Origin of the sequence: Bradyrhizobium neotropicale (assembly GCF_001641695.1) — a bacterium.
Taxonomy (GTDB): domain Bacteria; phylum Pseudomonadota; class Alphaproteobacteria; order Rhizobiales; family Xanthobacteraceae; genus Bradyrhizobium; species Bradyrhizobium neotropicale.
Genome location: NZ_LSEF01000078.1, coordinates 26,476 through 39,295 on the forward strand (window position 1 = coordinate 26,476; position 12,820 = coordinate 39,295).

Below are 12,820 nucleotides of genomic sequence, written 5' to 3' on the forward strand. Positions count from 1 at the left end.
CGGAGCTCCGCTCCACGTCGTATTCACGCCCGAGCTAGGGCCGCTCTTCAAAACCAATAAATCGGCGAGCCCCCCTTGTCCATGCAACTAACCTACCGAGACACGGTCGATCGCGCGGCCTTGCTCTAGAAATTCAAGAGCCAAAGGCGCAACAGAACAGATTTGCGGAGAACTACAAATGGTGAAATGGATCTTTAGGACACGCGCGGGAAAGGCTCAGATCGTCCCAACCCCGAAGGGCTTCGCAATCGTGTTTGCTGGTGAGACGTTGGACTACCGCAATTCACCGGCAGCGGCGGCGGAGGCTCTGGCCAATGGAGCTTGTTACTGGCCCTCGGCCGGCGATCCATCCAAGATGGGATTTCCCGAAGGCATCGGCGGATGGCAGCGGGTCTCGTGACCTTCCGAAGGGCGCCATAGCATTCGACTAGGTCGGTTTGCGATGCCCGTTCCTTGCGTTCTTGGCGACGATGAGACCAGGTACGAGATGCCGTCGTAAGCTCGTCGCGGCCGCCAGGGACACGGCACGTCCCTTCCCCGCCAATCCGTCGACAGGTGTCGTACGCTCGTGCCGACGACGGCTATGCGCTTCTGCACCATCGGCCAAAAGTCGAGAGCTCCGCAAGCCGGTCGTCTCCGGTTATCAATCCACTAACCCACTAGAATGCGCGTCGCTTGGGCATTTGAATTGGGCGCCCCATCGATCGGGCGCGAGGCTCTCCGGAAGACGGCTCAAAACCATAGCGGTCACGTCGCTTCTGAAAACGCCATGCGCGCATGACGCACGTCCCTCCAACGCTCAGGAAGCAAATCGGAAGTAGAATCAGGAATAGGGCCATCTGAAGATCTTGGTTGGGAAACGCGTGCACCTTCTTCGGACGCGCGAGGGAATGAAAGGCATCTTCGTGCGGCGACGAAAGACAGCTTGGTCTGTTGTACAACTTAACGTAACGTGCGTTTCAAGTGCAAAACGATCGCAGGAAGCAGGCTCGATTCTATGGCATGAAACATCACCGCCTCACTTGTACCACCCTACTTCGTTGCTTGACGCACAACATCACCATGTCGGAACAGTGGGTCTTTTCATCGCGGAACAGCAATGGCCACCGAGCCCCTTTGGAGCGACGCGTCGCCCTCTTCGCACATGGCTAAACCTGCCGCAGCGGAGCAATTCATCACGGTGTTTTCACGGCATGCACGTGAAAATGCCGCTCTTGCTTGGAATTGGCTTCAGTCACGTTCTGATGCTCGGCTGGGTTCAGGTCAGCATGGATCAACCGCCTTCGTCAGAGGGCTGTTTTTGGCGGTTCAGGACAGGCCACTTCGAGGCGAAAGCTGAGACATGAACGTCCGAGAACTCATTGAGCTTTTGTCGGGATGTGAACCGGATGCGGAGGTCGTTATCCCCGACTCGTCTGCGCCCTGTGGCGCCTTCGCCGCCGTGAGATCTCTCCAGACTGGTTGGGCCTACAACTCACAGGTTGCCGCCGATGAAATGGGCTTCTGGATCGATGGGCTCAACTACGCCGAGCCGCCGCGTGGGAGCTATATCATTCGCGGAGTACGGCTTCTCGGCACGAGGTGTGGATCCGTACTAACGATTCAGTAGCTCGATCGAGCGAATGCTCGTCTGCCGCAAATGATACCCACGATCGATCTGCCTACCTGTCCGCCATGATTGTCCATTGGCACCGGACATCGGTCTAGCCGAAAGGTCTCGCGAGTACGGTGGCCGATCTGCTCTGATCAGTTGACCCGTTCTGGTCGAACGCTTGGCACCTGGGCTCGGATGTTTCTTCGGCCCGGCGGACCTGTTTGATCGCCCCGCGTCATTCAGCGCGGCTTCGCTTTCGCATGTTCCTTGATGAGCAGATCAATAATGCATAGTCGCGAATCGCAACCTCCCGCGAGGTCGTCGTCCGGTGTTGCACAGTGATACCAGCGCGGCTGATAGTGCTGCGCCGACCGTTGGCCCTTGATTGATATCCGGCGAATGGTCGCCACACCCCGCATACACGACGTCGACGTGGGCAAGTTGTCGATAGCGACCCTATTCGCGTTTGCAATACAAGGTTTGGATCGGGAGTCCTCAGCCACCGCTTAACACGCGACTTTCCTATCGCGCACGGCACGACTAATGCATGCAACGATTCGAGCATCATGAACGGTTCCGAATGAAACCCGATAACCTGAATTCAATGTCTGCCGAGGCTTTGTGGCGGCTGTACGAGAACGTCGTCCTCATATTGACGCAGCGCATGACAGCGGATCGAACGCGGCTAGACCAGCGGCTGCAGAAGATCCGAGCAACCGACAAACTCGTTCGTCCCAGCCGCTCGCACACGTTTGTACCCCGAGGTACCGAAACCCAAAAAACAGTGCAGAGACCTGGTCCTGGCGCGGCAAATTGCCACGATGGCTCAGCGCCCAACTTCGTGCCGGTCGAAAGCTCGCCGATTTCCTGGCCGATCAATCCCCTGCGCGACGCCGCCGACGCAACGCCTAGCAACCGCTAGATCGTACCAGCGGCAGAAGCTCTGTACTGACCGGGCGAACGGCCGCGCCGGGGCGCGCAATACCGTCAGCCACTCATTGAACTCCGCAAGCGCTTCGAGGAGACACTGAAGTCGATTTGGACGGTCGCCGGCAAGCAACAATTGAGCTCAGGAGCGGGGATCGCATCCGATGAGCTTATCCTCATGCCAGTGGCTGCTCGCCGGAGCCTGATGGTGGCTCGACGCAACGGCGGGTCTCATCAGATCACACGCTAGTGGACGTTGTCCCGAGCTGCGCGTCCTGAGAGGTGGCGGCTCTCGGGCATTCTCGATCGTTTCCCTGCATAGTACTTGGCAACGTGACGTTCGCTTGCGTGCCTAGCGTCCCCCTAACTGACGTAGTTTGATTTCGCGATGGACCTTTGACGTTCCCTCATCGAGGACAATTGGTTCGAAGCCATTAGCGTAGCGATTTCATCTGTGCAGCCAAGATTGCCGCTTCGGATGGGCCAAGCCCAACGATGCCGACAAAAGCCGGTGGGGGCGTTGGAATCTCCTGATCAGTCGGCCTCCATAGGTGCAGACAGTAACTACTGTTGTTGACGTACTCGGAATGGGGCGGATGGAGCTGCATCACGCACTCCTCCTCGTCCCAGAACAGATCCTTGACAAAGCACATTTCTTCCCAGTTCGGACAGCGCCGGGACGTCGAGACGGAGACATGCTCCCATCGTGGGCGACGCAATCCGATGATCTTGAGTTGGCAGCCACACGGTCCCTGCACATAGAAAAGCCCGCAGGGGCCTGAGCCCGGCGCGCTGGCAAACGGCCCGTGGCGTAGCCGACCGGCCTCAAGCTTGTCGATGATCTGCGCTCTCATATTTGCTCCTACAGCCAATTTTCAATTCGATGCCGATCGCTTTCTGCTCAGAGAGCTTGCGTCGAGCGCAATCGCCGCTATTGCGTGATTTTCGGGTACGACAATTCGGCTCCGACCCTATGCTGGTTGTACGCAATCGTCGGCCAGCCCGTTTTCTCCATAGCTCTGATGCACGCCCATCCGGCCACGCGTCCAGTTTTCCTCGCGCGCCAGGCGAACCCTGTGTTTAGTGTGGCGGACGATAGTCCGTTCAGGCTCGCCTGAATGCGAGCTGTCGGGATCACTCGGATCAACTCGGCCTTAGCCGGAAGATACCTCTCAAGTGTAGCGGCCTCGCCTCACTCCATTCCTCGAATTTCCGACAAGCTTGGTAAGATACGGCCGGCGCGCGAGAGTCCGGATGATCATGAAACTCCTCCTGGCTGGTTCTGCCCTGTTCATGCAAGCCGTCGAGCGTGAACTCCGTGGACGGCCGACACATGCAAGCCAAACCCGACACGATGCCCAATTGCAGGTTTCGCTACATTCGGGACGTCTACATCCTGACGCTACGTAAGATTCAAGCCATTCCCATTGGATTAGCTGACTCTCTCACCTGGAGGCCTGCACAGGATCTGCCAATTGCCGCACTTGGCTGGCCGTGCGAGAAGAGCTGGATTTGCGATGGAGAAGGAGCGTTTTCGCAAGATCTCAAGAAGCTACAGCGACGATAGACGCTTCCCTACTCCGGCCACGAATGTTGCGCAGAAGTGGCTAACGCAGGGGAACAAAATCATGTCAACGCGCCGCGCTTGGGTCCTCGATGCGAGCACGCATCGCGACGTGGAGATGGGGCGCCTTCGGACTCAACTCGAAGAACTGAATAGGCGGCTCACTGAAATCGAACGTCATATTCGGTATCTGTCGGAGATCGAGCCTGCGAGGGCAAGAGCAATCATGCTCTGCCGCGAACTTGATAATATTTGCGCCTCGGCTGAGGGCATCGAAGCCCTGACAAATCTCCTCCGGAAGTAATTTGAACCGCCCCGACCGAAGCAGTTCGTCCCCACGACGGCACGATCAGGACCGCTCCGTCCTGATGACGGTCCGTCGGTCGATGTCCAGGCGCCGTCGCCCGGTCAGGGATCATCGATCAGTCGGCCTGCCGAAGAAACCGCATTCCGACTAGCCAGCTCTCCCGTGCCCCGCACTGCCCGCACTTAGCTGCGGCGTTTAGGGACCAGCGTGTCGCGATCGGTCATTGCCCAGGTCTTTGAGCCGCCCCTCTTGTCGAGGCCCGTCCTGTGCTCTCGGCGCGTCAGGCCAGCGCCGCAAGACCGGCTTGCCGGGCTGCCTCAAATGGCGGGTCGAATCCAACCGGCCGGAGTCGCACTGGCCATTGTCGGGCCCATGATGACTGACGGCGCTTGATGGCTCCTTCATTGTCACGGCTGCCTCCATATCGACCGGATCGATCGACCGGCCTAGCGCCGCCTTAAGCTTGTCGCGGTCGAGCTCGCCCTCCCACCAGGCGACGATCACACAGGCAACGCCGTTGCCGCAGAGATTAGTCAGCGCGCGACATTCGCTCATGAACTTGTCGATGCCGAGCACGATCGCCATACCCGGCACGAGGCGCGGATCGACCACGGCGAGCGTCGCCGCGAGGGTAATGAAGCCCGCGCCGGTGATGCCGGAGGCGCCCTTCGAGGTCAACATGGCGACGATCAGAATGGTCAGTTGCTGGCCGAAAGTGAGATCGTAACCGAGAGCCTGCGCGATGAACAGCGTCGCCAGCGTCATGTAGATGTTGGTGCCATCGAGGTTGAACGAATAACCCGTGGGCACCACGAGGCCAACCACCGACTTCGAGCAGCCGAGGCGCTCGAGCTTCTCCATCAAGGACGGCAGGGCGCTCTCGGAAGACGAGGTGCCGAGCACGATCAGCAGCTCGTCCTTGATGTAGGCTATGAACTTGAAGATCGAAAAGCCGGCAAAGCGCGCGATGAAGCCGAGCACGACGAACACGAACAGCGACGCGGTGACGTAGAACGTCGCGATCAAGCCGATCAGGTTGAGGAGCGCACCAGTGCCAAACGTGCCGATGGTGTACGCCATCGCGCCGAACGCGCCGATCGGCGCCGCGCGCATCACGATATAGATAACGCCGAACACGGCTTGTGAGGCGTCGTCGATGAAGGCACGGATCTTGCGGCCTCGCTGGCCAAGGCTCATGAGCGCGAAGCCGAACAGCACTGAGCACAGCAGAACCTGCAAGATCTCACCCTGCGAAAATGCACCGACGACCGTATCAGGAATAATGTGTAGGAGGAGATCAACGGTCTTCTGCGTCTTTGCCTGATCGGCGAACTTGGCAACCGCTTGCGCGCTGGCGGCGGCGCTACCAAAACCCGCACCGGGCTTGACCAGATTGCCGATGAGTAAGCCGATGAGGAGCGCAAACGTGGATACCACCTCGAAATAGACGAGCGCCTTGACGCCGATACGGCCGACCTTTTTGGCGTCCTGGATGTGCGCAATTCCGGAGACCACCGTGCAGAAGATGATCGGCGCGATCACCATCTTGATCAGCTTGACGAAGCCGTCGCCCAGCGCCTTGATCCACTCGCTCCTGGCTAGATCCGGCCATAGCGAGCCAATCGTCACTCCGAGCACGATCGCGATCAGCACCTGGATATAGAGGACCCTGTACCAAGCTCTTCCTGCGCGTTGCGGCGGTGCGATGGGCGCTCCGCTTGCCTTCCCGTCGGCCATGTCATTGTTCCTCCCACTGGTTTTTTTGTCCCTTCCACTCACACCCAATCTCAGTTGGGCCGGCAGAGGGCTTGTATCGGGCCGGTCATTCACTGCTGCATGTGTTGCTTCCTCTCGATTTTATGACGCGTGGAGGAGGACGTTTTCCTCCTCAATTGGCACGATCGATCGATCTTAAGATGCAGGGGCGACCTGATCGCCTCCATGCCAGGGCTCCTTGCCGGCCCTGGATTGTTCCGCAATCTCGTGCTGCCGCCCGCTCGGCTTGGGACGCGTGGAGGTCATCGGACGGCTCCTTGCGAAGGCGAATTGCCCACGTCACCAACACGCGCCACAACTGCTAGCTCAGCCTCAAGCTTAGGCCGGTGCTGGAATATCGCATCGATCAGAGCTGACGCCGGTTCATCGGCAGCTTCCACGAGCACTGCCTTTTCGGCACGGGTCGATGGCGCAAAGACCCGCTTCACGATCGTCGGCGAGCCCTTGAGGCCGCATTTCGAGATGTCCTCCACTCCGGCATCCTGGGCACTCCACCTTACTATGTCCGTGCGCGCCGCCCGCAGCGCGTCCATCATACCTCCGCGCCGGATCTCGTTTGTCCCCTCCAGCATGGTGATGAGACACGGCAGCTTTGTACGCAACACCTGTAGGCCTCCCTCCGCGCGCCTTCCAACCTCGATGGTCCGCATCTTTAGATCTAGAGATCGGATCTCGGCGACATAAGTGAGTTGCCCAATCCCAAGTCGCTTTGCGATGCCCGGCCCGACTTGCGCTGTATCGCCGTCGATGGTCTGCTTGCCGGTGAATATGAGGTCCGGCGGGCCGTATTCCTCGCCAATTCTGCGGATGGCTGTCGCAAGCGCGTAAGTGGTCGCCAGCGTATCGGCGCCCGCGAAAGCGCGATCGGTGAGCAACACCGCACGATCGGCACCATATGTCAGGGCCCTTCGTAACGACTCCTCGGCGGCCGGCGGCCCCATGGTCAACACCGTGATCTCGCCGCCGACCTTGTCGCGCAGCTCCAGCGCAGCCTCCATGGCAAAGAGATCGTAAGGGTTGATGATGGTCGGCACCCCCTGGCGCATAATGGTGTTGGTCACGGGGTGCACTCGAATCTGCGCGGAATCGGGAACCTGCTTTATGCAGACGACATTGTGCATGAAACTCTCCAAACCGGAGTAACACTGAGCAGACCAGCAAGTGTCGTACCAGTGGGGGACACCCCAGTGTCACACTGAAACTTGCTGCAGCAGATCGGCCGGACAGCCGCGTCTTAAGTATCGACATGATTCTCAACCCGCGTCGAAGATACGACAATGCGTGTCGCAAGCCTTAAGCCTGCCGACAGCTTCCAAGGTCGTGAATGATGCGGCTCAACAGCGCAGAGGTCCGGCGTCACCTTTGCGGACGATGTTTTTCGGTAGAGCTTTCGCGCCGCGTTCTGCAGGCTCAAATGCTGCCGTTGTTACGTCGGGCAGAACCTTATGGTCGCGGTCGACGCCCTGAAGCAACGCATCAACGTCTATTGGGCCGCAATTTGTTAAGCCCCGGGAGAGCGAAATGGCGATGGAGGCTAAACACGGCGTCGAAAACGTACGTGCGTTTCGTGGCAGTGATCTTTTGCAAGCAATTGGCACCATCACGCCCGGCATTTGGAAGTGCCTGAGCGACAGGGCGCCACTTGTCGGTCGATCATTTGTTCGAAACAACCCAATAGTGTTGGGCTTGCGACAGCGCCCGATCTGGGGTGCACGCTCGCACCCGTTTACACACCTTCATTTGTGCTCTGGTCGCAACTGGCACAGCCGTTGCAAACCCTTGGCTGAAGACGATGGACGCGACTGTTGTCCTGACACCTCCCCAGCACAAGCCGCTTGAAGGGCCATGATGCTCAAACAGTGCTTATCCTCTTTGCTAGCGCTTGGCCTTCTCTTGATCCACCCTTCCGGCGCCGCCGAAACTGCTAGCGGCACGGCTGAGTGGACGATCATGGTGTTCATGAACGCCAAAAATAATCTGGAAGCCGACGCGATTGCCACTTTTCGGGACATCGCAAGCGTCGACAGCACAGCAAAAGTCAATCTGGTCGTCGAGATGGGCCGCCCCCAGAGACACTACACGAGCGAGGCCGAGGCATGGTCCGGAGTTCTGAGATTCCTCGTAAAGAAGGGGCAGAAGCCAATTCCTTCTGCTGCAGTTGCCGATTTGCGAAACTCCTCTGGTGTCTCCGACCTTGGATCGCGGCGCGCACTCGATGACTTCGTCAACTGGTCTGTCGACAAATTCCCAGCCAAAAAGTACATGCTGGTCATCTGGAATCATGGTCAGGGCTGGCGCTTCCAGGTGGCAGACCAGTCGAAGAAGCGCATCGCCATACCTGAGCAACTTGGCGGCCAACCGCGCTCTGCCACGTTGGCGGCCGCGTCCGAGAGCGTCCCAAAAGTCGGCGGATATCGCGCCGTATCCTTTGACGAAGAGACACGATCATTCTTGTACATTAGCGACGTGCAGGAGAGCGTCGGATCGCTCGCCCAAAAGTTGAATCGAAAGCTCGACGTGATCGGTTTTGATGCCGGCATGATGGCGATGATCGAAACAGCTTACGCCTTTCGAGGCTCCTCCACGCTTATGATCGCGAGCGAGGAATCCGAGCCCGCCGCCGGCTGGAACTACGCCGCAGCATTGACACCTCTGGTCGCCAATCCTGCTATATCGCCTCTTGAACTCACCAATCAAATTGTCGCGTCATACAAGGACCGCTATGGCGACTTCCACATGACGACGCTCTCGGTCATAGACTTGACCACGATTGACGCCGCAGCGGCCGCCATTAGCGCATTGGCGGACGAAATCGGCAAAGTGCTGGAGGCAGAACGAATAAGAATCGAGATAGCCAGGTCGAAGCTTATTCCTTACGGCGCCGGAATCTTCACTTCGATCGATCTGGTGGCCTTCCTCGAAAACTATATTATTGCCGCAACGTCAAATCCCAACACGCGCAGTTACGCGCAGTTTGCGCTTGATGCCACGAAGAGGACTGTTCTGACCAACTATGCTTCAGCTTTCAGTGCGTGGAATACCGGCTCAAGAGGAATTGCCATTTACTTTCCTGCGAGCAGGTACGACTTCGACGATGATTTCTACAAGCAGGGCTATGTGAAGGAGAACAAGGATCACGTCATCGACTTTGTTGCGCGCGAGCGCTGGGCCGATTTTCTTCAATGCTATTTTCGAAGCTGAATAAAACAACGCATTTTGAGTAGGACCGAATCGCAGACTTTACGTGGCTACGCTTGGCCAAGCATTTGCTCCGTTGTGCGCGCGGGCGTGGCGCGGCTTCTCGGAACTTTCCGCTGTCGGACACGAGATCTCCATGCGAGAAAAGACAATTCATATGAAACATTCGACCTCCGCGTCGACCGAGGCACTGGTCAAGGCCACCCTGGCCTTAACCTTGATGATGGCGACGACGCAAGCGAGCGAATACAATACGGACAAAATCGGGGACGTGCTGAAGAACTCACGCAAGGACTTTACCTTAGTGTGCGCGCATCGTGGCTTGTACGGCATGTCTGTTGGCAGGAACAGAGAGATCAACCACGCTAAGGATGTTCCTCAGAACTCCCGGGCTGCTATGCAGACCGCTTCGGATGACCAAATCGAATGCTCGGAGATCGGCCTCCGATCCAACAAGTCGGGGGACTTTGTCGTGTTGCACAATTCTAACCTGGGTCGTACCACGAACGTAGGCTCGAGGAACGGCAAGTCGGATTATGATCCGTATACTGGCACAGCTTATAATCCTTCGGTCCTGGAGTACCCCGTGGCGGAAGAGTTGCACCTGCGAACGTCCGACCTAACAACGGGGTGTACTTCAAAATGAATGTCTCGACCTACGCCACACCGGCAGACTTTGAGAAGCTCGGCATCTTCGACGAGCTGCGTGAACTTATGAGGCCGCAGTACCTGCGCGTTTGGCAAAATCCGGGCGGGGCAGAACTATCCTGCGCGTCATGCGTGGCGACGCGCTTGGGGGGCCGCGGTGCAGGACCCACAAGAATGGTTCCTCTATGCTGCTGTCCCTGAATAGGCATGCTGCTTGCTTCGTTCGAGGCAGCATCACCAAACCGCCCCGGTGATGCAGGGGTGGCCTCGGCGCGTTCCACCCACGCGTCGGGCCGCCCCGCCTTGCTTTATGACGCCTATCAATAGGACGGAGATATGAAACTGCACATTCGGACAGCCGCGGCTGCGGTTGCGTTGGCCCACAGTCTCGGACGGCTCGTCGTTCGAGTGCACGATTTCGAAACCTCCGCGCCTTGCAGGATCAGCATCTCCGTACGGGACGGCATAGTTAGCGGATACGACTACATCAATCATTGTTACGTCACTGGCGCGCTACCGAACGTGTACCACCACGGCGAGCGTTCACATTTGATGCTCAAACCGACCGGATCGGGAGCCTACAGCGGCTTCGATCACGATACGGCTACCTGCTTCTCTGTGAAAGTGACGGACGGCGAGGCTCACCTCTTCGACTACAAAGAAGATCTGTACTTCGCATACAGCGCCTGACCAAACCGGACGCGCAAGCTGCTTGGTGGTGCGCGACGGCGTTTCGCCGCATGGCTCCTGGGACCCTGCGCTTGCTCGTTCATGTATGGATGGTGGCTGGTTACTCGAGTGCCGTGAGGCAACAGCAGTTTGAGGTCGGTCCGCCCCGTGTTCGTTGTATTGTCGACAATAGCCTATGACATGTTGTAGCGAATTACAGCGCCGTCGGCGGCAATGCGACCCGTCTTTCTGCCCTTTAAGGCCTGTTTCGCGATTGGCGCGAGGTTTGCTCGGTCGCCCAGTAACGCGAACCGCCCCCATTGCCTCGCCTTCATGATCCGGACTCCGCGCGCATCACGACCCCTCACGCTGCTGCTTGGCACGAACGAAATCGCTTCAGCCATCGCCGCAAAACTCACTGAGGCGATGTTTGCGGTGGTCATGAGACACGATGTCTTCCCGCCGGTGATCCGCCGCGGCATGTCATTTCACGACGCACTGTTCGGTGAACGGCGCGAAGTCGGGGGCGCCGTTGGCAAGCGGGCCGATACATTGGCGGAGATTGCTCGAATTCACGCCGACCCAAGCAACGTGGCGGTGACCACAATGCACCTGCCCGACATTCTCGCTCTGCGCTCGCTCTCCGTGATCGTTGATGCACGCATGCAGAAGCATCGGACACCTCTAGATCTTCGCAGCTTCGCGCGGGTTACGGTCGGAATCGGGCCGGGATTCGAGGTGGGCGTCAACTGCGACACCGCCATCGAGACGCATCCCGCCCAGACCGGTGCAATTGCCTTGCGAGGGGCCACCAAGGCGGCAGATGGCCGGGCCCGCGCGATCGGCGGCGCGGGGCGCGAGCGTTTCGTTGATTCGGAGCGCGAGGGCATTTGGCGCACTTCAGTCGATATCGGCGCGGACATATCCAAAGGCTTGCAACTGGGTTGCCTCGGCCAAAAAGCCATACGAGCGCCCATCACGGGAGTGCTCCGCGGCATTGTACGCGACGGCTCGCAGGTACCGACGGGCGTGAAATTGCTTGAGGTCGATCCGCGCGGACGCCAGGCCTGCTGGACCGGCATGGATGAACGGGGGCGAGTCATAGGATGCAATGTCGTCGCTGCGGTAGAAAAGTTCATTTCTCCCCAATCGCGTGATCGTCCTCTTTTTCACCGGTGACTTTCGAGACAAATGGCTTCTCATGGCTATTGTCGCGCCTGGCCGCTGAAGTCTATTTACATTCCGCAGGCTTTTTTGGACAGCAAGCTGGAAGCTCACCTGAATGAGAACATCATATTGCCTGATCCTATCGCCACATCGTCGGCGCTTCGCAAAGCGCCTTACGGCCGATCTGTTTGAGGCGCTCGGGCGTCTTTTCACCTCCTATCGCAGCCTCCAGAATCTTGGAGGCAACATGCGCCCGGATGCCAGTCTCGCACGGGGAAATGCTCGCGCAGACCTCATCGAGGACCGCGCGTAACAGTTCGGCGGTATCGGCACCCAGCATTTTGAGATCTCCCCACTCCTCGAAAAGGAAGATCATAGGGATCGCGAGTTCCTGAGTTCAAGCGCGAAACTCTGAGACAGCCTGTTGCTCGGCGCGCGCATGCCGTACCGGCTGGTCAATCACGCTGGAGCCGTGCTCGGACCGGACGATTTCGCTTCCGAGCCGCATCAGGTTGTACTGGAGCCAGATCATTTGGACCTTGTCCTGCTCGTTACGCCGAAATAACGCCTCAACATAGGCGCCCTTGCAGAGGCGGTACAAATGGCGAGGCATATCTCGCTCCCTTTGCCATTCCGCTGAGCGAGATCAATTCGCCTGCTTCGCTCTTGCCTCCCGGCCCGCTCGTGAAGCAGCTCAGCTCCAAACTGCATAATAGTGATCAGCGCGTATGAATTAACGCAATCTTTTCCGCATTGACGTCGAAGTCCGGCGACCGAGCGCCGTATTGCGATGGATTTCACCAACATGGTGGCTCGCTCTTATGTACAATTCATATCGTCCCCTGCCCGCTGCCGCAGAGAAGACAGCGGGGCGGATCGACGCTTGGAGACCGACGCCTCAAGACCCGCAAGGCGCCAAGCCGCCCCTACATCACCAGGCTGGGTGGCGGTGATGCTGCCTTAAACCAAG

At 58.4% G+C, this 12,820-nt stretch carries 10 protein-coding genes and 1 pseudogene; 6 read left to right on the forward strand and 5 right to left on the reverse strand.

Annotated elements, in window-relative coordinates; genetic code table 11:
- Positions 1-2,141: 2,141 nt before the first annotated feature.
- The gene (locus tag AXW67_RS40845; protein WP_430641435.1) at positions 2,142-2,516 is read left to right on the forward strand and encodes a hypothetical protein; all 375 of its coding nucleotides are present in this window, start codon (positions 2,142-2,144) and stop codon (positions 2,514-2,516) included.
- Between the two features lie 439 nt (positions 2,517-2,955).
- On the opposite strand, the gene AXW67_RS25005 is transcribed toward AXW67_RS40845, so the two are convergent.
- Positions 2,956-3,375 (reverse strand): DUF7694 domain-containing protein, encoded by a 420-nt coding sequence (locus AXW67_RS25005; protein WP_063680008.1) that lies wholly within the window; start codon positions 3,373-3,375, stop codon positions 2,956-2,958.
- Positions 3,376-4,038: 663 nt separating this feature from the next.
- Here AXW67_RS25005 and AXW67_RS25010 point away from each other — a divergent pair.
- Positions 4,039-4,389 (forward strand): hypothetical protein, encoded by a 351-nt coding sequence (locus AXW67_RS25010; RefSeq protein ID WP_063680009.1) that lies wholly within the window; start codon positions 4,039-4,041, stop codon positions 4,387-4,389.
- Between the two features lie 408 nt (positions 4,390-4,797).
- Here AXW67_RS25010 and dctA read toward each other — a convergent pair.
- Both dctA and AXW67_RS25020 read right to left on the reverse strand, forming a co-directional pair.
- Positions 4,798-6,129: pseudogene (dctA, locus tag AXW67_RS25015) on the reverse strand (C4-dicarboxylate transporter DctA); the annotation flags it as partial.
- 281 nt (positions 6,130-6,410) lie between these two features.
- Positions 6,411-7,289: an electron transfer flavoprotein subunit beta/FixA family protein gene (locus tag AXW67_RS25020; RefSeq protein ID WP_063680010.1), complete on the reverse strand. Its 879-nt coding sequence runs from the start codon at positions 7,287-7,289 to the stop codon at positions 6,411-6,413.
- A gap of 724 nt (positions 7,290-8,013) precedes the next feature.
- On the opposite strand from AXW67_RS25020, the gene AXW67_RS25025 reads away from it, so the two are divergent.
- The 4 genes from AXW67_RS25025 (at position 8,014) to AXW67_RS25040 (ending at position 11,862) form a co-directional block, all read left to right on the forward strand.
- On the forward strand, positions 8,014-9,369 hold the full coding sequence (locus AXW67_RS25025) for a clostripain-related cysteine peptidase (RefSeq protein WP_063680011.1): 1,356 nt from the start codon (positions 8,014-8,016) through the stop codon (positions 9,367-9,369).
- A 133-nt stretch (positions 9,370-9,502) separates the two neighbouring features.
- Positions 9,503-10,012, forward strand: coding sequence for a hypothetical protein (locus tag AXW67_RS25030; RefSeq protein WP_136624381.1), 510 nt, complete (start codon positions 9,503-9,505; stop codon positions 10,010-10,012).
- A gap of 338 nt (positions 10,013-10,350) precedes the next feature.
- Positions 10,351-10,704 carry a hypothetical protein gene (locus tag AXW67_RS25035; protein ID WP_063680013.1) on the forward strand — a complete coding sequence of 118 codons (354 nt, stop codon included), beginning with the start codon at positions 10,351-10,353 and terminating at the stop codon, positions 10,702-10,704.
- A 312-nt stretch (positions 10,705-11,016) separates the two neighbouring features.
- Positions 11,017-11,862 carry a hypothetical protein gene (locus AXW67_RS25040; protein WP_063680035.1) on the forward strand — a complete coding sequence of 282 codons (846 nt, stop codon included), beginning with the start codon at positions 11,017-11,019 and terminating at the stop codon, positions 11,860-11,862.
- Between the two features lie 127 nt (positions 11,863-11,989).
- On the opposite strand, the gene AXW67_RS25045 is transcribed toward AXW67_RS25040, so the two are convergent.
- Positions 11,990-12,190, reverse strand: a complete 201-nt coding sequence (locus AXW67_RS25045; protein ID WP_063680036.1) for a hypothetical protein — start codon at positions 12,188-12,190, stop codon at positions 11,990-11,992.
- A gap of 57 nt (positions 12,191-12,247) precedes the next feature.
- Positions 12,248-12,463, reverse strand: coding sequence for a hypothetical protein (locus AXW67_RS25050; protein WP_063680014.1), 216 nt, complete (start codon positions 12,461-12,463; stop codon positions 12,248-12,250).
- Positions 12,464-12,820 lie beyond the last annotated feature (357 nt).